Origin of the sequence: Bacillus cereus group sp. BfR-BA-01309 (assembly GCF_022664315.1) — a bacterium.
Taxonomy (GTDB): Bacteria; Bacillota; Bacilli; order Bacillales; family Bacillaceae_G; genus Bacillus_A; species Bacillus_A mobilis.
On record NZ_JAKUHE010000002.1, the window covers coordinates 1 to 21,886 of the forward strand.

The following is a 21,886-nucleotide window of genomic DNA, read 5'->3' on the forward strand; positions in this document are numbered from 1 at the left end:
ATGATTTCGAACTTGTGCTTTATCCTAAGCTCCCTCAAGATGGCGACATATAAGCGTTTATGCTTTGTCGTCACCTTGTTGGTGTAATTAGATTTACTCCATTAAGCCCTAAAGCATCATTCGTCGAAACAGCCAATACGACAGGCTTGCCATTTCTTAGCGTCGCTTTCGCTGCCATTAATACTGGGGAGTCTGTCATTGCATTTGCAAATTTACTCATAGAATTTCCGGTTAGTGGTGCAATTACCATGCAATCTAGTGGGATTTTAGGTCCTAGTGGTTCTGCCCCAACGATTGAATTAATCGCTTTAAAGCCTGTTACTTCTTCAATCTTTTTAATCCACTCTGCCCCTTCTCCAAATCTCGTATTTGTTGATTGAACAGTGTAAGAAACAACGGGACGTACTTCTGCTCCCTCAGCAATTAATTTTTCTAAATGAGGCATTACTTCTTCATACGTACAATGTGAACCAGTAAAACCAAACCCTATTCTTTTCCCTTTTAAAATCATTCTCCATTCTCCTTTCTTGCGATTACATCTTCTGCTAATAACTGAGAAAGAACGTTCGCTAAAATTTGTCCCGCTGTTTTCGGAGCAACAATACCTGGTAATCCAGGTGCTAACAGCGCTTTAACTCCTCTTTTTTCCGCATATCTAAAGTCGGTACCGCCTGGTTTAGAAGCTAAATCAATTACTAACGTATGGGCCGGCATTTTTGAAATGACATTCGCTGTCACAACGAGATGCGGAATTGTATTAATGACAATATCGATATTCCCTACTTCTTTCTCAATATCTTGCATATGAAAAGGAGAAAACATCATTTCTGTAATACGTGCAATATGTTCCGATCGTCTTGCTCCAACTTTGACATGGGCTCCTAATGATTGAAACGCTCTGGCAACACTCATCCCGGTTCTACCAAATCCTAAAACCATTACATTGGAACCATGAATTGTATAGTCGGTATGTTGAATTACCATCATTAATGTACCTTCTACAGTCGGAATAGAATTGTAGATTGCGACATCATCACGATCAAATAATTTAACGAGTTTTCGGTTTGTAGTAGATACGAGATTTTCCAAGTAAGGCGTGCCAATACCTGAATATATAGTAAAGTGTTCTGGTGTATTTTCAATTTGTTCTTTCGTTATAGAAACTTTCTCGTTTGAAAAAATAGTATCTACTTCTCCCTTGGCATTTGTACCTGCAACTGGCAAAATAATTGCATCTACAGAAGTGAAATCTAAATTTTGTATACTTTCTTTTGCTGCCCCTGTGAAGCCATGATCTAACTGGTCAAACCCTATCAATGAAAGTTTCGCATCCAATTCAACTAGCTTGCGAATTACTTCTAGCTGTCTTGCATCTCCTCCTATGACAGCAATATGCATCTCAGTCAACATTCCCTAATTCACCTTCTTTTTCTGTCATTTATAAGAAAAGTGCCTACTTTTTCTTTTTCCTCCACATCATATGTAATGTACGGGTTTTAGGTGATTGAAAAACAAAAAGCACACATGATTGATCCCGCTCTTTGTATGCAGAAAGACCTCCCCTCAAAATTCCGCATATGAGAGGACATTATGTAGGAAATTGATTGCCCGTAAAAGCTCGATTCATGTGAGCTAATACTCTGCGGGGAATGCGCAAAAAAAGATGACCAAAATGGCCATCTTTCACTTCGAATTTGGACGATCTGTAATATCACAAAGGATCATATCATGCCCTACTTTCTTAATTTGGCTCCACGTGACTCTTACTTCTTGTGGTTCCTTTTTAAAGCCTCCCCATTTCCCAGCAGGTATGATAAGAGCCTGTATTTGACCATCCTTCTCATCAATTTCTAAATCCACATAACCTAGAACCCCCATTTTTTCGGCTCTTTCTAAATTTACGATCTCTTTACCGCTTAATTCACTTAATCGCATACGCTCTCCCCCTACAGAAGTTATGAATGTAAGTTATCCATAATTAGTACCTATTCTGTATATCCAAAAAAAATAACCGTATCTCATTTAAAAGAGATACGGTTATTTTTACATACTTTATATAAAGCAATTATAGTTTTATTCCTTTTGGAAGTTTTCCATCTGGACTAATTAATGCTGCAGAGAATTCATCTGTAAACATGTTACGAATTAACTCATCAACATTTGCTTTCGTTACAGTGTTTACACTTTCAATAATCTCATCAAGTGAACGATGCTTACGAAGTAGCAATTCATTCTTACCATTGCGGCTCATACGGCTATTCGTACTTTCTAAGCTTAACATTAAGTTTCCTTTTAATTGCTCTTTACTATTAATAAGCTCTTTTTCTGTAATACCTGTATTTTTCAATGTTTCTAATGTTTCCTGCATTGTGTCATACAGTGTATCTAATTGTTGGCTACCTGTTCCACCATACAGCGTTAACATACCTGTATCTTCATAAGAAGAATGGTAAGAAAATACTGAGTAGGCTAACCCGCGTTGCTCACGTACTTCTTGGAATAAACGGCTACTCATACTACCGCCTAAAACGTTATTTAATACAATTAAGTTATAAATATCTTCGTGTCCCATTTGTAAGCCTTTATATCCTAAACATAAATGAGCTTGTTCTGTTTCCTTTTTACGTGCTACCTTATTAAAATGGAAAATTGGGCTATGTACTTGTTCACGGTTTGTTGTTCCTTCATAACTACCGAAATACTGCTCTACCGTTTGTAAAAAGGCTTCATCAATATTTCCTGCAACTGAAACAACGACATTTTCAGGTGTGTAATGATCTTTTATATATTGACGTAGCGTATCACCTGTAAATGTATCAAGCGTTTCTTCAGTTCCTAAAATAGGATATCCAAGCGGATGCGTTTCATATGTTGCTTTCGTTAACATATCATGCACAATATCATCTGGAGCATCTTCGTACATTTTAATTTCTTCACATACGACATTCTTCTCTTTTTTCAGTTCTTCCTCATCAAATGTTGAATTAAAGAACATATCTGCTAATACATCTAAAGCATATTTAGCATGCTCATCTAGCACTTTTGCATAGTAACAAGTGTATTCTTTTGAAGTAAAAGCATTCACTTGCCCACCAATGCTATCAAATGATTCTGCAATTTCGCGTGCACTTCGTGTTTCCGTCCCTTTAAAGAACATATGCTCTAAGAAGTGGGAAACCCCATTATTTTTTTCATTTTCATTTCTTGATCCCGCATGGATCCAAATACCAATCGCAACCGATCTTACGGTTGGTATATTCTCCATAACGATTCTTACACCATTTTTACAAGTATATTTTTTAATCAAAAACTTTCCTCCTACTGCCAGTTTCTCTAAATAATTGCTATTATTTAATGATAACAAGTTTAAGGATGAATGTCATGCAAATGTATTTAATCCACACGTTTTTCATCCAGTAATTCTGTTATATTCCCTACTCGATATCCTTGTTCCTTCAATTTTGTAATCATTGTATCTAATGCTTCTGCTGTAGATGAAGTTGGATGCATTAATACGATAGCACCTGGATGTATTTTTCTCATTACTCTCTGCAATAGTACATCTGGATCAGGTCGTTTCCAATCAATTGTATCGACAGTCCACATGATCGTTCCCATTTGAAAATCATCAGCAATTTTAACGACTTCATCCCGAAAACTTCCACTCGGCGGGGCAAACCATCTCACCTTTTGATTCGTTGCAACTTCAATCATTCGATTTGTTTTTAGTAACTGATCTCGTATTTCATCAGACGATAACGTTTTCATATTAGGGTGTGTGTAAGAATGATTTCCAACTTCTTGATTTGCATCGACAATCATTTTTGCAAATCGCAAATTTTCTTTCACCCAGCGTCCTTCTAAAAAGAAAGTCGCCTTCACATCATGTTTTTTCAATATCTCTAATATACGCGGCAAATACTCGTTTCCCCATGCCACATTTATTGTTAATCCCACCATCTTTTTATTTGGATGTCCCCTATAAATTGGAGCTGGTGATAAATCTTTTAAGTGAACACTCGGTGATACTTCCTTGAATTCAAGATTTTTTTGATCAAATTTCTTCAGCTTCTTCATATTATTATAGGATGCTTCGATATCAACTTGTCTTCCATTATATCCCGGTGTTGCTTTCCATATTTTATCAATCATCGCATTTTGAGGTGCAATCTCATATTGTTTTGCATGTTTTTGAATTTCTTCATACAAGTTATCCTGTGCAAAAACGGAATAAGAGCCTACACTGACATATAAAAAAAATATACATATGTATGCCAATATACGAGCTTTCATATAAACCCTCCCATTAACTATATAAATACCTTTTTCTTCTTATCTTTGTTAATTTGAGCGTTATAATGAAAACTATACCTAAACTGACATAAAAATATATATAAATCATATTTTTTACATAACAAAAAAAGCCAGTTCAACTGGCTTTTACTTATTGCTGCTCTTGTTTGTTTTCTTCTTTAGCAGCTTCTTTTTCTTGCTCTTCTTTTAGCAATACTTTTCTAGATAGATTCACACGACCTTGCTTGTCAATCTCGATAACTTTAACTGTAATTACATCACCGATCTTCACAACGTCTTCTACTTTACCTACACGCTCAAGTGCAAGTTCAGAAATGTGCACTAATCCATCTTTACCGCTGAATAGTTCAACGAAAGCACCGAATTTCTCAACACGTTTCACTTTTCCTTCGTAGATTTCACCTACTTGTACTTCGCGAACGATATCTTCGATAATTTTCTTAGCTTTGCCATTCATTTCTTGATTTATTGAAGAAATGAATACTGTACCATCTTGCTCGATATCAATTTTAACGCCAGTTTCTTCAATAATTTTATTGATTTGTTTACCGCTCGGCCCAATAACGTCACGGATTTTATCTGGGTTAATTGTCATTGTAATAATCTTTGGAGCGTAAGCTGATAATTCAGTACGTGGCTCTGCAATAACAGATAACATATGATTTAGAATGTGCACACGACCAACTTTCGCTTGTTGTAATGCCTCTTCTAAAATTTCACGAGATAGACCATCGATTTTAATGTCCATTTGTAGTGCAGTAACACCTTTTGCTGTACCTGCTACTTTAAAGTCCATATCACCTAAATGATCTTCCATACCTTGAATATCAGATAAAATTGTGTAATGCTCACCAGTTTTAACTAGACCCATTGCAATACCTGCAACTGGAGCTTTAAGTGGAACACCAGCATCCATCATTGCTAAAGTACTACCACAAATACTTGCTTGTGAAGTAGAACCATTTGATTCTAAAACTTCAGATACAAGACGTACAGTATATGGGAAATCTTTTTCAGATGGAATTACAGGTTCAAGAGCACGTTCTCCTAGTGCACCGTGACCAATTTCACGACGACCTGGTCCACGCATCGGTCTTGTTTCACCAACACTAAATGATGGGAAGTTGTAATGGTGCATAAAGCGTTTTGATTCTTCTACACCAAGACCATCTAAAATTTGTACATCGCCTAATGCACCTAATGTACAGATACTTAATGCTTGTGTTTGTCCACGTGTGAATAAACCAGAACCGTGTGTACGAGATAAAATGCCAACCTCTGATGCTAATGGACGGATTTCGTCACCTTTACGGCCATCTGGGCGGATTTTTTCAACTGTAATAAGACGACGTACTTCTTCTTTTACAATCTTATATAAAATCTCATTTACTTGTCCCAATGTATCAGCGTCAGCTTCTTGCGCTTCGTAATGCTCAATTACACGCTTTTTCACTTCGTTAATTGCATCTTCACGTGCATGTTTCTCATGTACTTGAATTGCAGAATGCATATCCTTCTCAGACATTTCACGTACAGCTTGATTAAGATCAGCGTCAACTTCATAAAGTTTCACTTCTGATTTCTCTTTACCTACAGCTTGTACAATCTCTTCTTGGAATGCAATTAGACGTTTAATTTCGTCATGTCCAAACATAATTGCTTCTAACATCGTTTCTTCAGGCACTTGATCTGCTCCTGCTTCAACCATGTTAATTGCATCTTTCGTACCAGCTACAACAAGGTGAATATCACTTTGCTCTTGCTGTTCTACTGTTGGATTAATAACGAATTCGCCGTTAATACGACCAACTGTTGCACCCGCGATTGGACCTTCAAATGGAATATCTGAAATCGATAACGCTAATGAAGAACCAAGCATAGCTGCCATTTCAGAAGAACAATCTTGATCAACACTCATTACAATGCTGACAACTTGTACTTCGTTACGGAAACCATCTGCGAAAAGTGGACGAATTGGACGGTCGATTAAACGACTTGCCAAAATTGCTTTTTCACTTGGACGACCTTCACGTTTAATGAAACCGCCAGGAATTTTTCCGACTGCATATAAACGCTCTTCATAGTTTACTGTAAGTGGGAAGAAATCTACATTTTTTGGTTCTTTTGATGCAGTTGCTGTAGATAGAACCGCTGTATCGCCATATCTTACTAATACTGCTCCGTTCGCTTGCTTCGCAAGCTGACTTGTTTCAACTGTTAGCTGGCGACCAGCTAAATCTATCGAGAAGACTTGCTTTTCTTGACTCATTTAAGTACCCCTCTCAATTTAAAGTATTCAATTCTTCTATGTAAATGGATAGTATATCACAATATTCTACCTCTAGTATTACCGAAAATGAAGTAAGCTATAAAGGGTAGAAGATATATTTTTACCTAACAAAAAAGCGGGAATATTCCCGCTTCTTTGACTATCGACGTAAGCCAAGCTTTGTGATTAATTCACGGTAACGTGTGATATCGCTATTACGAAGGTAAGTTAGTAAGTTACGACGTTTACCAACCATCTTTAATAGACCACGACGTGAATGATGATCTTTCTTGTGAGTACGTAAGTGCTCGTTTAGAGTGTTAATTTGCTCCGTTAGGACAGCAATTTGAACCTCTGGAGAACCAGTATCAGTCTCATGAGTTCTAAATTGTGCAATGATTTCATTTTTACGCTCTTGTGTTAAAGCCATCCTATTTCACCTCCTATTAATTAAACCCCCAATTACCTAGCAAGCGTCGGTGAGTCGCAATGCCAAGCAATGGTTGTCATAAAGTACATAACATAGAATACTACTTTTCATTTGAAAAAGCAAGTATATTCTTTTCGTTCGCAAAATATTCTTGTGCTGTTTTCTTATCTTTTGCGATTTGTTCAACTAACTCATCGATGCCATTGAATTTCTTCTCTTCTCTTATACGCATATGCCACTCTACTGTAACATTTTGATCATATATGTCTTTGTTAAATTCAAATAAGTGCACTTCAATAGATAATTGACGCTCATCTTCTTTAAAAGTTGGTTTATATCCAATATTACATACACCATCGTACCATTCATCGTGAACCTTTAATCTCACTGCATAAACACCTACAGGTGGTAATAGATACTCATCACTTAAACCTACATTTGCTGTAGGAAAACCAATTTGACGTCCACGTTTATCACCGTGTACAACCGTTCCCCCTACTGTATATGCTCTGCCTAAAATAGATGGAATTTGTTCCATTTCGCCATTTCGAATTAACTTTCGTAATGCTGTAGAACTTACTTTCTCTTCTTGAAATTCAACTTTTTCAATCACAGTCTGTGTAAACTCCCCTCTTGCATGAAATGGTAAAGTCTCCATCTTTCCTTTTCCTAAACGTCCATATGAATAATCAAACCCTGCTACTACATGCTTTACATTTAAACCAATAATATAATCATCTACAAATTGTTGTGGCAATAAGCCTGCAAACGATTCATCAAATTTAATAACATATAATATATCGATCCCTAAGTTTTCGACTATTTTTTCTTTATCACACATTGGTGTAATATACTCCGCATGGGCTTCCTTTTTCCCTAAAACAACAGATGGGTGCGGATAAAATGTCATAACTGCACTTTTATATCCCCGTTCATCCGCTATTTGTTTCGCAGTTCGAATTACACATTGATGTCCTAAATGAATGCCATCAAAAAATCCTAATGCCATTACAGTCGGTGGTAATTCTAATTTATTTTGTTCATGTGGATGAGTTAAATGAATAAGTTTCACGCTTGAATTCACCTTTTTCTGTAATAATCCTTCCAATAATTCATTATAGCTTTAGTTCTTGATTATTCACAAGTACTTTCATCGGCTTTAGCATACCAGGGTGTTTTGGATGGTGCTCAAAAATTGCAAGGCAGCGATCATTTTTATCAAACACTGTTATAAATGGTGCTGTTATTTGCAATTCATTTTTTAAGAACATACCATTCTTTATTTTCTCTGCTTGCTTTTCATCTACAACAATTTTCGGGAACTTACTTAATGCTTCATCAATCGAAATGAAGATAGACTCTACTGTTCCATTTTGCACGTTTTCTTCAATTTCTTCAAATGATATGCAATCTTCTAATAAAAATTCTCCAGAAGCTGTTCTTACAAGGTGAGACATATGTGATGGAAAACCAAGTTTTTCACCAATCATTACTGCTAACGTTCTTACATATGTTCCTTTACTACACGTTACACGGAAACGGAATGAAATATTTTCCCCCTCAAACACTTCACGGTCATCTAGTAATACAAATTCATGAATTGTAATTGTACGAACTGGACGCTCAACTTCTTGTCCTGCTCTTGCATATTCATATAATTTTTTCCCGTTAACTTTTACAGCCGAAAACATCGGAGGCATTTGTTCAATCGTACCTGTTAATGCAGCAAGAGCCCCTTCTACTTCCTTACGAGTAATAACGCGATCTACATGTTTCGTTTCAACAACTTCACCAGAAGCATCTTCAGTTGTTGTTGAAAATCCAAGTGTTACTTCACCTTCATATGTTTTCGTCTCACTTGTTAAAAATTGTGCAATCTTCGTTGCTCGTCCCACACAAATAGGTAATACTCCTGTTACATCTGGATCTAATGTTCCTGTATGACCAATTCGTTTCTCACGCAATATCTTTCTTAATTTAAATACACAATCATGTGATGTCATGCCTTTTGGCTTATGTAATAATACTACACCTTCCATATATGTTCACCTCATCATAATTCTTTCATAATAATTATCCAAAATTTATTTTGCATTGAAAAAATGGATAGACAAATGTCTATCCATTATTCTTCACGTTTATCGTCTTTATTAATTTGATGTAAAAGTGTATCAATTCGATGACCATATCCGATAGACTCATCAAATTCAAAGGAAATTTCCGGTGTTTTACGAAGACGAATACGTTGGCCAATTTCTGAACGAATGAAGCCTTTTGCCTTCGCTAAACCTTTTAATGTACTTTCTTTCTGTTCTTCATCACCTAAAACAGAAATATATACTGTAGCAATTTGTAAATCCCCACTCACTTGTACATCTGTTACTGTAACAAATCCGACACGTGGATCTTTAATTTTACGACTGATGATGTCGCCTAATTCTTTTTTCATTTGCTCGCCTACACGGTTTGCACGTAATTTCATAACTCTTCACCTCATTCAATACCATTCCAATTGTGTTATTGTACGTTCAATTTCAGGAAATGAATCGATGTACTCGAGTACACGATTCATTTCTTTTTCACAAATAACACGATTAGAGGATACAGAAACAATTGCAATTTCTGTACGTTGCCATACATCTTGATGCCCTACTTCTGAAACAGCTACATTATAACGCTGCTTCACACGAGTTAGCACCCGTTGCAAAATTGCTCGTTTCTCTTTTAAAGAATGCACATCGTAAATCATACACTCGAATGAGAGTGAAGCGATAATCATCGCTTCACTTCTTCCATAATGTACGCTTCAATGATGTCCCCTTCTTTAAGATCATTATATCTCTCAATTGTAATACCACACTCATAGTTTTGTGCAACTTCTTTTACGTCGTCTTTGAAACGTTTTAACGTATCAAGTTGTCCTTCGAAAATTACTACGCCATCACGGATAATACGCACGCCACTATCACGTGTAATTTTACCGTCAATTACGTAACAACCTGCGATTGTTCCAACTTTTGTTACTTTGAATGTTTGGCGTACTTCCGCTTGACCGATTACTTTTTCTTCGAATTCTGGATCCAGCATACCTTGCATTGCTGATTCGATTTCTTCGATTACTTTATAGATAATACGGTGTAAACGAACATCAACATTCTCTAATTCAGCTGTACGCTTCGCATTCACATCAGGGCGTACGTTAAATCCAATTACAATTGCATTAGATGCAGAAGCTAAAATGATATCAGATTCTGTGATCGCACCTACGCCTGTATGGATAATTTTAACTTTAACACCTTCAACATCAATTTTACGAAGTGACGCTGCCATTGCTTCTACAGAACCTTGTACGTCTGCTTTCACAATTAAGTTAATTTCTTTTACATCGCCCTCTTGGATTTGTTGGAATAAATCTTCAAGGCTTAATTTAGATTTCTCACCACGTTGAGCAAGTAACGCTTCTTGTGCACGTGATTCACCGATTTGACGAGCTTTCTTCTCATCAGCGAATGCCATGAAACGATCTCCCGCTTGTGGTACTTCGTTTAAACCTGTAATTTCAACAGGAGTTGATGGTCCAGCAACTTTTACACGACGACCAATGTCACTTACCATTGCACGAACACGTCCGAATGAAGTACCAACAACGATTGGATCTCCAACTCGAAGTGTACCGTTTTGAACAAGTAATGTCGCGATAGTTCCTTTACCTTTATCAAGCTGTGCTTCAATTACAGTACCAGTTGCATAGCGGTTTGGATTTGCTTTATATTCTTCAACTTCACTTACAAGAAGAATCATTTCTAATAAGTTGTCAATTCCTTCACCTTGAATTGCAGAAATTGGTACGAAAATTGTATCTCCGCCCCAAGCTTCTGGAACTAATTCATATTCTGTTAATTCTTGCATTACACGATCAGGATTTGCCGCTGGTTTATCCATTTTATTCACAGCTACAATAATTGGTACTCCAGCTGCTTTCGCATGGCTAATCGCTTCAACTGTTTGAGGCATAACACCGTCATCAGCTGCAACAACAAGGATTGTAATATCTGTTACTTGCGCACCACGAGCACGCATCGTTGTAAATGCCGCGTGACCAGGCGTATCTAAGAATGTAATCTTCTTGTCATTTACTTCAACTTGGTATGCACCAATATGCTGAGTAATTCCACCTGCTTCGCCTGCAGTTACTTTTGAATTACGGATAGAGTCAAGTAAAGTTGTTTTACCATGGTCAACGTGTCCCATAATTGTAACTACAGCTGGACGTTCTTTTAAGTTCTCTTCATCGTCTTGCTCATCGATGAATGTTTCGAATTCAGTCTCGCTTACAACTACTTCTTCTTCTACTTCAATACCATAATCAGTAGCAATTAATTCAATTGTATCTTTATCTAAGTCTTGGTTAATTGTTGCCATAATTCCAAGCATAAAGAGCTTCTTAATAATTTCAGACGGCTCTTTGCTTAATTTTTTAGCAAGCTCACCTACTGTAAGACTTCCAGAGAAAGTAATTTTATCTGGTGTTTCTACAGTTTGTGTTTGTTGTCTTCCAGCAAAGTTATCTTGACGTTTGTCTTCATTTCCTTTGCCTTTTTTCTTTTTCTTATTGCTGTTCTTTTTACTACGAACAACTTTTTCTTCTACTTCAAACTCATCTGCAACAGAAGGTTTTTCAGTTTGATACGCATTATCTAATTTATTTACTACTTCATCTTCTAACATTGTCATATGATTCGAAACCTCGATATTCATTTCTTTTAGTTTTGTCATAAGATCTTTACTTGAGATATTATGTTGTTTTGCATATTCATGCACTCGAATTTTACTCATACCTTCACCCCCGGTAATTTGTATCGAGCATGCTACGCAGCTTTTTCGCAAAGCCTTCATCTAACACAGCTACAACGACTCGCTCATCTCTCCCAATCGCATGCCCTAATTGTTGTCGATTTTCGACCTTTCTCATTGGTACGTTGTAATACGTCGTTTTATCCATGATGCGTTTTGTAGTATTTGCTGACGCATCTTCAGATAGCAATACAAGCTTTGCTTTGCCACTTCGTACTTCTTTTAAAACAAGTTCTTCACCCGAAATAATTTTCCGAGCCCGGTTTGCTAGTCCTAAAAACGATTTCCAATCGGACACTTATTTCGACTCCTTCTCAACAAGCTCAAGAAGCTCTTCGTATAGAGAACCGTCGATTTTCGCTTTTAGATGATGTTCCAAAACATTTTTCTTTTGGGCTTGAAGAATGCTTTCTTTATCTTTTGATAAATAAGCACCTCGTCCTGATTTCTTTCCAGTTAAATCAATGGACACTTCTCCCTCTTTGGAACGAACAATGCGAACGAGCTCTCGTTTTGATTTCATTTCTTGCGTTGCAACACATTTTCGTAACGGAACTTTTCGATTGCTCATACTCATCACCTCTATTCGATTTCGTCTTCAACTGAATCGAATCCGAATGCGATTACGCTATCTTCTTCTGTTACAATACCAAGTTGTTTCGCATCAGACTCACTCTTAATATCAATTTTCCAACCTGTTAATTTAGCTGCAAGACGTGCATTTTGTCCACGCTTACCAATAGCTAATGACAGTTGGTGGTCTGGAACAACAACTGTTGTTGCTTTTTCTTCTTCATCTACAAGTACTTTAACAACTTGTGATGGGCTTAAAGCATTTGCAACATATTCTACTGGATCATTTGACCAGCGAACGATGTCAATCTTTTCGCCTTTTAGTTCGTCTACAATGCGTTGTACACGTTGTCCTTTTGGTCCTACACAAGAACCTACTGGATCAACATCAATGTTCTCTGCATGTACAGAAATTTTAGAACGATCGCCTGCTTCACGTGCTACAGAACGAATTTCAACAGTTCCATCATAAATTTCAGGAACTTCCATTTCGAATAAACGTTTTAAAAGACCAGGATGTGTACGTGATACGTAAATTTGTGGTCCTTTTGTTGTTTTTTCTACTTTCGTAATGAATACACGAATACGATCATGTGGTTTGTACTGTTCGTTTGGCATTTGCTCACTTACAGGTAATAAAGCTTCTACTTTCCCTAAGCTTACATAGATGAAACGAGCATCTTGACGTTGTACGATACCAACCATAATATCTTCTTCACGGTCACTAAACTCAGAGTAAATAACACCACGCTCTGCTTCACGCACTCGTTGTGTTACAACCTGTTTTGCAGTTTGTGCTGCAATACGACCGAAATCTTTTGGTGTTACTTCAATTTCTAGTACGTCACCATCTTGATAGTTTGGATTAATTTGTCTTGCTTCTTCAACAGAAATTTCAAGACGTGGATCAAACACATTATCAACAACGTCTTTACGTGCTAATACTTGAATTGTTCCCACTTCTGGGTTAAAGCTCACACGAACGTTTTGTGCTTGGTTAAAATTGCGTTTATAAGCAGAGATTAACGCTGCTTCAATCGCATCAATAATAATATCTTTGCTAATTCCTTTTTCTGACTCTAATACGAGCAAGGCATCTAACAACTCAGTGCTCATGAAGATCCCCCTTCTAACTAAAACGTAACAGCAAGTCGCGCATTTGCAACTTTGTCCATTGAAATTTGGATTTCTTTTTTACGTGTTTTAATTGTTAATAATAGTGTAATTGTAGTACCATCGTAGGAAAGTAGTTTTCCTTCAAACATTTTTTCACCATCAATCGGCTCATATGTTTTAATTGCCACTTGTTTTCCTACCGCTTGCTGGAAGTCTTTCTCTTTCTTTAATGGGCGTTCCGCTCCAGGAGATGATACATCCAAAAAGTAAAGATGAGGAATTGGATCCTCTTTATCTAAAGCTTCGCTTAAACGTTCACTTACCGCACCGCATTCTTCAATGTCGACTCCTTTGTCAGAATCGATGAATACGCGTAAGAACCAGTCTTGTCCTTCTTTCACATACTCTACATCTACAAGTTCAAGATTTAACTCTTCAACGATTGGCTGCGCAAATGCTTCTACAACTTCTGTGACTTTCTTATCCATAAACAGCCTCCTTCCTGCCGCCATGTACCATTTACAAGAAAAGACTCCGTCCATAAAACGGTTTATCTTATTCTTTCTCGTTAGCTAACAAAAGCCCCTGCCGTTAAGCAGGGAATATCTGTCTTAGTATTACCAAATTTAAGAAGTAAAACTTGTAACAAAATATGTATATACGACAGAAATTTCTTACCTCTCCACATCAATAAAACGTAGATAGTAACACGAAAGAGTGGGTTTCCCCACTCTTTTTTTTACACAATATACATGACATGGTTATCTCGGTTAATAGTATACCATAGCAAATGTTGATTTGCAAAGACTTTTCCTACCTACTAGAACAGTGATAACTGGTTTTGATCAGGTAGATCGCCTAAGCAACCTTGACTATCTAAATACTCAATAATTGTTTTCGAAACCTTACTGCGCTGCTGTAAATCTTCTTTTGATAAGAAATCTCCATTTTTGCGTGCTTCTACAATACTTAAAGCTGCGTTTGTACCAAGTCCAGGCACTGCATTAAATGGAGGAATTAAAGAATCCCCATCAATAATAAATTCTGTTGCATGCGAACGGTATAAATCAACCTTTTGGAATGAGTATCCACGCTCACACATTTCAAGTGTCATTTCTAGTACTGTTAATAAACTTTTCTCTTTCGGCGCTGCATCCAAACCTTTTTGTGCAATTTCATCAATTTTTACACGTATAGATGCTGAGCCTTTCGCCATCGCCTCTACGTCAAAGTCATCTGCACGAACTGTAAAGTATGCCGCATAGAATAAAAGCGCGAAATGCACTTTAAAATATGCAATACGTACAGCCATAAGTACGTAAGCAGCCGCATGGGCTTTAGGGAACATGTACTTGATCTTCTTACATGAATCAATATACCAACCCGGTACATTATTACTTTTCATGTCCTCTTCCCATTCTTCTGGTACACCTTTACCTTTACGAACCGACTCCATGATTTTGAAGGCTAATGATGGGTCTAAACCTTGATAGATTAAATATACCATGATGTCATCACGACAACCGATAACTTCACTCAGCGTACATGTACCGTTATAAATTAACTCGTTGGCATTACCAAGCCATACATCCGTACCATGCGATAGTCCTGAAATTTGGACTAACTCAGAGAATGTCGTAGGCTTCGTCTCTTCTAACATCTGCCTTACGAATTTCGTACCAAACTCTGGTATACCAAGTGTACCTGTTTTACAGTTAATTTGTTCTTCCGTTACACCTAACGATTCAGGTCCTGAGAAAATTTTCATTACTTCCGGATCGTCTGTTGGGATTGTTTTCGGATCAATACCGCTTAAATCTTGTAACATACGAATAACAGTTGGATCATCGTGTCCTAGTATATCAAGTTTCAATAAGTTATCATGAATCGAGTGGAAATCAAAGTGTGTCGTTCTCCACTCAGCACCTATTGAATCTGCCGGGAACTGAATTGGTGAAAAATCAAAAATATCCATGTAATCTGGCACAACGATAATACCACCTGGATGCTGTCCAGTCGTACGTTTTACACCGGTACATCCTGATACTAAGCGGTCAATCTCTGCATTTCGAATCGTTAAGTTATGATCATTTGCATAACCTTTTACATACCCATAAGCAGTTTTTTCCGCAACTGTACCTATTGTACCCGCACGGTATACATAATCTTCACCGAACAGTACTTTCGTATAGTTATGGGCACGTGGTTGGTATTCCCCGGAGAAGTTCAAATCGATATCGGGTACCTTATCTCCTTTAAATCCAAGGAACGTTTCGAACGGAATATCATGTCCATCTTTCACGTATGGAACATTACATGCCGGACATTCTTTATCCGGCAAATCAAAACCAGAACCTACAGAACCATCATTAAAGAATTCTGATTGCTTACACTTCGGACATACATAGTGTGGTGGTAATGGATTTACTTCTGTAATTTCCATCATCGTTGCAACGAATGATGAACCTACCGATCCACGCGAACCTACTAGATATCCATCTACTAACGATTTTTTCACAAGCTTATGTGAAATTAAATAAATTACGGCGAATCCATGCCCAATAATACTTTTTAATTCTTTTTCTAAACGCGCTTCTACAATTTCAGGTAACTCTTCACCATAAATGCTACGCGCCATTTTATAACTCATATCACGCGTTTCATCATCTGCACCCTCAATTTTCGGTGTATATAGATCGTCTTTTACTGGATGAACATCACCAATTAATGATGCAACCTTTTGTGTATTCGTTACAACAATTTCTTTCGCAACGTCTTCACCTAAGAATGAAAAACACTCTAACATTTCATCCGTTGTACGGAAATGTACAGGCGGTAATGAATGTCGGTTTAACGGATTGGCTCCGCCCTGCGAACTAACTAAAATTTTGCGATACATTCCATCCTCTGGATCTAAATAATGCACGTTTCCTGTAGCAACAACTGGTTTATCTAACGTCTCACCAAGTTTTACTAAATTAGAAATAATTGTTTTTAACTGTCCCTCATCTCGAACAAGTTCACGCTCTACTAAATGACGTAACACCTCTGGAGGCATTACTTCAATGTAATCATAGAACTGCGCAATTTCTTCTACCTCTTCAGGCGCTTTTTGCATCATCGCCTCAAACACTTCACCTTTATCACAAGCCGTTCCTACTAAAATTCCTTCGCGATATTTTTTTAATAGTGACCTTGGTACTCGTGGTACTCGGTAAAAGTAATTTAGGTGAGAATAGGAAACAAGTTTATATAAATTTTTCAATCCTACATCTGATGTGGCAAGTAACGTCATATGACTTGGACGTCCACGCTTATACGCATCCCCTTGCCCCATGCTATCATTTAATTGATCGTGATATTCAAATCCCTTTTCAATCACATCTTTTAACATTTTCACAAGTAAGTATCCCGTTGCTTCTGTATCATAAATCGCACGGTGATGTTGCGTTAATTCAATATCAAGCTTTTTACACATCGTATTTAATCGATGGTTTTTCATTTCTGGGAATAAGAATCTTGCAAGTTCTAACGTATCAATAACAGGATTATTCGTTTTTTCTAATCCAGCCTTTTTAAAACCTACGTTAATAAAGCCCATATCAAAACTTGCGTTATGCGCAACAAGTGTATGGTCGCCCATCCATTCTTCAAACTTTTTAAACACTTCGTCCACTTCTGGTGCATCCGTTAACATATCATCTGTAATACCTGTTAATTCAATAATCGTCGCAGATAATGGTTGATGCGGATTTGCAAACGATTCAAAGCGGTCAATAATTTCGCCGCCTTTTACTTTTACAGCCGCTAACTCGATAACAGTATCATATACAGCTGATAAACCTGTCGTCTCAACGTCAAAAACAACATACGTTTCCTCTGCAAGTAAACGATGCGCTTCGTTATATGCAATTGGTACACCATCATTAACTAAATTCGCTTCTACACCATATATAACTTTAACCCCAGCCTTTTTTCCCGCAGAATATGCCTCTGGGAAAGACTGCGCAACAGCATGGTCTGTAACAGCAATTGCCTCATGTCCCCATTTACCTGCTTGAGCAACAAGTCTAGAAACAGGAGTAACAGCGTCCATTTGGCTCATCGGTGTGTGAAGATGCAGCTCTACACGTTTTTCACCTTCTGGCGCTTTATCTTTACGAGACGGTCCTGTTATTTCATTAATATCATTTGCAATCATTACTAAATCTCGAACAAACGTATCATTTTGAACAGAACCACGCGCTTTCACCCACATTCCTTTTTTCAAGGATTGCAGCATAGGAATATCTTCTTTATCACGTGAGAACATTTTGATCATAATTGAATCCGTATAATCTGTTATTTTTAAAGTTAATAACGTACGGCCACTACGAAGCTCTTTCGTTTCTACATGAAAGACATACCCTTGAACTGTTTTTCTTCTTTCTTCATCTTGAATTTCTCGCATCGGTGTAATCTCTTCATCTGGCTTAATAAGATACCCAAGCACAACCGGTCCTTCATGCACAACGCTACTTTCTTCAGCTTGCTTCTTCGCCATTTCTTCCATAGCTTGTATAACACGTTCACGGTCTTCTTGCTGCGTTTGCTCACGAAACTTTTGCATTTCTTCTGTATTTTGCTGTATATGTGTGTCTAACTGAAAACGCGGGAATCCAAAAGCTTCGTATTGATCTCCTACTGGTTTCGCAACGTTTTTCTTTAAAGCGGTAGATTCCAGCTCGTTATTCACATTTATTAGCAACTTCACTCCATTCACCTGCGGAAGCTGCTTCTTTAAGTAAGCAAACATAGGTGAAAATGTAATTCGTTCCGTACAAAGCGGCCAATACGCCCTCACTTCTTCTTCTGTAAATTGTTTATTCTCTGCTTCTAATGCAAATGTTGTTCTTGCAATATGAGAAAATGATTGCTTAAGCTTTGTTTCTAGCAATTCATATAATTCTGTAGGCAAAATACGTGGCACTTGTAAATCAAAATGCCAACTTTTATTCGCTTTATCAATAACGAGCCTTTCAATACCACCGCCTTGTAAATATTGATTTATAAGGTCATCTGGTATTTGCAACTGCTGGAGCAAAATTTGAAATCGCTCTTGTTGTTCATTTGTTAAAGACATAAGCACTCTCCTTCCATTTGCTATTATAAATTGAAACGTACTACAAAGAAAGATTTCTCCCTTCTTCTTTTACAAAATACGTTTACAAAGAAAGAGAAGGTACCTCATTGCGAGGTACCTCTTCTTATTTTAAAATATTTGCAATATATGTTTGAAGTTCTTCTACTTTCACTTCTTCAGACTCGCCTGTAGCACGTACTTTCACTTCTACAATACCTTCGTCTGCTTTTTTACCAACTGTCACACGAACTGGAAGGCCGAATAAATCTGCATCTGCAAATTTAACACCTGCACGTTCTGCACGATCATCTAGTAATACTTCATATCCTTGCTCTTGTAATGAGTTGTAGATGTTTTCACCCATTTCACGTTGCGCATCAGATTTCATATTTACTGGAATTACATGCACATGGAATGGTGCAACAGCTTTTGGCCAAACTAAGCCGTTCTCATCATTAAACTGCTCTGCGATTGCTGCCACTGTACGAGATACACCGATACCGTAACAACCCATAATAAGTGGTTGTGTTTTTCCGTTTTCATCTAGGAATGTTGCGTTCATTGCTTCACTATAACGTGTTCCTAATTTGAATACATGACCAACTTCAATTCCGCGTGCGAAAAGAATTGTTCCGTTTCCGTCCGGAGACTGGTCTCCTTCTTGAATGAAGCGTAAATCTGTATATTGACTTACTTTAAAGTCACGTTCTGGATTTACATTTACATAATGGAATCCTTCTTCGTTTGCTCCTGAACATCCGTTAACAATTGATGCTACAGCATGGTCAGCGATAATTTCGATGTCATCTGTTACACCAATCGGTCCTAATGAACCAACTTCACAATGTAATAGTTCTTTCACTTCTTCATGAGAAGCAAGCTCAACAACTGAAGCACCGTATACATTTTTCACTTTTACATCGTTGACTTCATGATCACCACGAACAAGTACAACTACTAATTTCTCATCTACTTTAAATACCATAGACTTAATACACTTGTCAGCTTCAATGTTTAAGAATGTAGATACTTCTTCAATTGCTTTTTGATCCGGTGTTGCTACTTTTTCAAGTGCCTTTTCTGCTTCGTCACTCTTCGTATACGTAGCTACAACAGGAGCCATTTCGATGTTCGCTGCATAATTAGATGTATCAGAGTATGCAATTGTATCTTCACCAACATCAGATAATACCATAAATTCATGTGTATCTTTTCCGCCCATTGCTCCAGAGTCAGCAATAACCGCACGGAAATTCAAGCCACAACGAGCAAAAATGTTAGAGTATGCTTTGTATAAACGATCATACACTTCATCTAAGCTCTCTTGTGTAGCATGGAAAGAGTATGCATCTTTCATTAGAAACTCTCTTCCACGTAATAAACCGAAACGAGGTCTTTGTTCATCACGGAATTTTGTTTGAATTTGGTATAATGTTAACGGTAATTTTTTATATGACTTCACTTCATCACGTACAAGATCCGTAATTACTTCTTCATGTGTCGCTCCTAATGCGAATTCACGAGCGTTACGATCTTTCATACGCATTAATTCAGATCCGTAAGAATACCAACGGCCTGACTCTTGCCATAATTCTGCAGCTTGCATCGCTGGCATTAATAATTCTACAGCACCTGCGCGCTCCATTTCTTCTCGAACGATACGTTCTACTTTGTGTAGTACTTTTAAACCAAATGGTAGAAAACTATAAATACCTGAAGCATTTTGACGCATAAAACCTGCACGAAGTAATAACTGATGACTCTTAATCTCCGCATCAGCTGGAACTTCACGTAATGTAGGACTGAATACCATACTTTGTTTCATTTATTCGCACCTCTTCATTTTACTCTTATACGCAGTAAAACCCCTCACCTCGAGTTAGGTGAGGGATTTTATTCTACGATCTCTATTTCATTATAAGTTTCACTTTATTTTACAAGAAAAACTTACGAATGTCATTCCAAGTTACAACTAACATTAGTAACATTAGTAATGCAAAACCAATAAAGTGAACCATGCCTTCTTTTTGGCGGTCAATTGGTTTCCCTCGTAACGCCTCAATTAAGAAGAAGAACAAACGTCCACCATCTAAAGCAGGGACTGGTAGTAAATTAAATAAACCAAGGTTAATGCTTAAAACTGCTGCTAAACTTAATACACGTGTAAATCCATAATCTACAACTTGATCTGTTAGATTATAAATTCCTACTGGACCTGACAACTCATTAATAGAGAATTGACCAGTTACTAATTTCACAAGAGACTCAAAAATTAGTTTCGTCCATTGGTATGTTTGTTCAAAACCTGATTTAATAGAACCCATTACTGTTTTCTCTACTGGAGAGTAAACACCAATTCTACCAACTTCTTCTTTACCTTCTTTATCGAGCGTTGGCGTTACTTTCACATTAAACTGTTCACTATCACGCTTTACTTGTAACGTAATTTCTTTATTTGGATTTTCACGTACAATAGAAACAACATCTTTCCATGTACTTGTGTTTTTCCCATCGATTGCTTGAATTGTATCATTTTCTTTTAATCCAGCTTGCTGTGCTGCACTTTTCTCCATTACTTTTCCGACCATTGGCTTGTCAACGGGAACACCTTGTACAAATCCAAGAATCACAAAAATAACAAATGCTAAAATGAAGTTCATCGCAGGACCCGCAAAGATTGTTAAAGCACGTTGACCCAATTTCTTGGAGCCGAACTGCCTATTATACGGAGCAATTTGAATTTCTTCACCAGCAGTAATGATACGAGCCTTTTCATTCACTCGGAATGTTTGAAGCTCTTCCTCGTACTCTTCATAGCCCGAAATTGTTAAATTATGCTCTAAATCAGCTTGTTCGACTTCAATGACGCGAACATTTGGATACTTTTCATATCCATCAAAAACTAATTTCGCAACTTCGTCTTTTTCATTTAATACAAGGCCAACCTTTTTACCAGGCTTTAACTCAACTGTGTCTGCATCCTCGCCAGCCATTCTTACATAGCCACCAAGGGGCAGTAATCGAATCGTATACACCGTTTCATTCTTTTCAAATGAGAATATTTTCGGACCAAAACCAATCGCAAACTCACGGCATAAAATACCTGCTCTTTTTGCGAAATATAGATGCCCTAGCTCATGGAAAAATACGAGTGCACCGAAAATTAATATAAAGGCAATCGCTGTATTCAATTCCATAACCACCTTTG

18 protein-coding genes and 1 pseudogene are annotated in these 21,886 nt (G+C 37.3%); all 19 read right to left on the reverse strand.

Annotated features, from left to right (window positions below; genetic code table 11):
• Positions 1 to 85: 85 nt before the first annotated feature.
• A pseudogene (gene dpaB, locus MR115_RS03535) lies at positions 86 to 511 on the reverse strand (dipicolinate synthase subunit B); the annotation flags it as partial.
• Entirely contained in the window at positions 508 to 1,410 is a 903-nt protein-coding gene (dpaA, locus tag MR115_RS03540; RefSeq protein WP_000954736.1) for a dipicolinic acid synthetase subunit A, read from the reverse strand. The gene dpaA and the pseudogene dpaB, both read right to left, overlap by 4 nt.
• A gap of 273 nt (positions 1,411 to 1,683) precedes the next feature.
• The gene (locus MR115_RS03545; protein WP_060631972.1) at positions 1,684 to 1,935 is read right to left on the reverse strand and encodes a YlmC/YmxH family sporulation protein; all 252 of its coding nucleotides are present in this window, start codon (positions 1,933 to 1,935) and stop codon (positions 1,684 to 1,686) included.
• A gap of 130 nt (positions 1,936 to 2,065) precedes the next feature.
• On the reverse strand, positions 2,066 to 3,307 hold the full coding sequence (locus MR115_RS03550; RefSeq protein WP_000593004.1) for a M16 family metallopeptidase: 1,242 nt from the start codon (positions 3,305 to 3,307) through the stop codon (positions 2,066 to 2,068).
• 86 nt (positions 3,308 to 3,393) lie between these two features.
• On the reverse strand, positions 3,394 to 4,293 hold the full coding sequence (locus MR115_RS03555) for a polysaccharide deacetylase family protein (protein ID WP_071721397.1): 900 nt from the start codon (positions 4,291 to 4,293) through the stop codon (positions 3,394 to 3,396).
• 151 nt (positions 4,294 to 4,444) lie between these two features.
• Entirely contained in the window at positions 4,445 to 6,583 is a 2,139-nt protein-coding gene (pnp, locus tag MR115_RS03560) for a polyribonucleotide nucleotidyltransferase (RefSeq protein ID WP_242240009.1), read from the reverse strand.
• A 160-nt stretch (positions 6,584 to 6,743) separates the two neighbouring features.
• Positions 6,744 to 7,013 (reverse strand): 30S ribosomal protein S15, encoded by a 270-nt coding sequence (gene rpsO / locus MR115_RS03565; RefSeq protein WP_001229392.1) that lies wholly within the window; start codon positions 7,011 to 7,013, stop codon positions 6,744 to 6,746.
• Between the two features lie 100 nt (positions 7,014 to 7,113).
• Entirely contained in the window at positions 7,114 to 8,085 is a 972-nt protein-coding gene (gene ribF / locus MR115_RS03570) for a bifunctional riboflavin kinase/FAD synthetase (protein WP_000766716.1), read from the reverse strand.
• Between the two features lie 43 nt (positions 8,086 to 8,128).
• Complete coding sequence (gene truB, locus MR115_RS03575) at positions 8,129 to 9,052, reverse strand: tRNA pseudouridine(55) synthase TruB (RefSeq protein ID WP_063260410.1); 924 nt, start codon at positions 9,050 to 9,052, stop codon at positions 8,129 to 8,131.
• 86 nt (positions 9,053 to 9,138) lie between these two features.
• A complete protein-coding gene (gene rbfA, locus MR115_RS03580) occupies positions 9,139 to 9,495 on the reverse strand; it encodes a 30S ribosome-binding factor RbfA (RefSeq protein WP_000776444.1) in 357 nt (118 codons plus the stop codon).
• 15 nt (positions 9,496 to 9,510) lie between these two features.
• The gene (locus MR115_RS03585) at positions 9,511 to 9,792 is read right to left on the reverse strand and encodes a DUF503 domain-containing protein (protein ID WP_000582364.1); all 282 of its coding nucleotides are present in this window, start codon (positions 9,790 to 9,792) and stop codon (positions 9,511 to 9,513) included.
• Positions 9,789 to 11,849: a translation initiation factor IF-2 gene (gene infB, locus MR115_RS03590; protein ID WP_061678197.1), complete on the reverse strand. Its 2,061-nt coding sequence runs from the start codon at positions 11,847 to 11,849 to the stop codon at positions 9,789 to 9,791. The genes MR115_RS03585 and infB overlap by 4 nt, the downstream gene beginning before the upstream one ends.
• Positions 11,850 to 11,853: 4 nt before the next feature.
• Complete coding sequence (locus tag MR115_RS03595; RefSeq protein WP_001286520.1) at positions 11,854 to 12,165, reverse strand: YlxQ family RNA-binding protein; 312 nt, start codon at positions 12,163 to 12,165, stop codon at positions 11,854 to 11,856.
• Positions 12,166 to 12,438: an RNase P modulator RnpM gene (gene rnpM, locus MR115_RS03600; RefSeq protein ID WP_000071127.1), complete on the reverse strand. Its 273-nt coding sequence runs from the start codon at positions 12,436 to 12,438 to the stop codon at positions 12,166 to 12,168.
• An 11-nt stretch (positions 12,439 to 12,449) separates the two neighbouring features.
• Entirely contained in the window at positions 12,450 to 13,556 is a 1,107-nt protein-coding gene (gene nusA, locus MR115_RS03605; RefSeq protein WP_000102596.1) for a transcription termination factor NusA, read from the reverse strand.
• Between the two features lie 17 nt (positions 13,557 to 13,573).
• Positions 13,574 to 14,044: a ribosome maturation factor RimP gene (gene rimP, locus MR115_RS03610; RefSeq protein WP_063260411.1), complete on the reverse strand. Its 471-nt coding sequence runs from the start codon at positions 14,042 to 14,044 to the stop codon at positions 13,574 to 13,576.
• 332 nt (positions 14,045 to 14,376) lie between these two features.
• Entirely contained in the window at positions 14,377 to 18,678 is a 4,302-nt protein-coding gene (locus MR115_RS03615; RefSeq protein WP_061678198.1) for a PolC-type DNA polymerase III, read from the reverse strand.
• A 124-nt stretch (positions 18,679 to 18,802) separates the two neighbouring features.
• The gene (locus MR115_RS03620) at positions 18,803 to 20,503 is read right to left on the reverse strand and encodes a proline--tRNA ligase (RefSeq protein ID WP_242240012.1); all 1,701 of its coding nucleotides are present in this window, start codon (positions 20,501 to 20,503) and stop codon (positions 18,803 to 18,805) included.
• Between the two features lie 109 nt (positions 20,504 to 20,612).
• Positions 20,613 to 21,869, reverse strand: coding sequence for an RIP metalloprotease RseP (rseP, locus tag MR115_RS03625; RefSeq protein ID WP_061678200.1), 1,257 nt, complete (start codon positions 21,867 to 21,869; stop codon positions 20,613 to 20,615).
• Positions 21,870 to 21,886 lie beyond the last annotated feature (17 nt).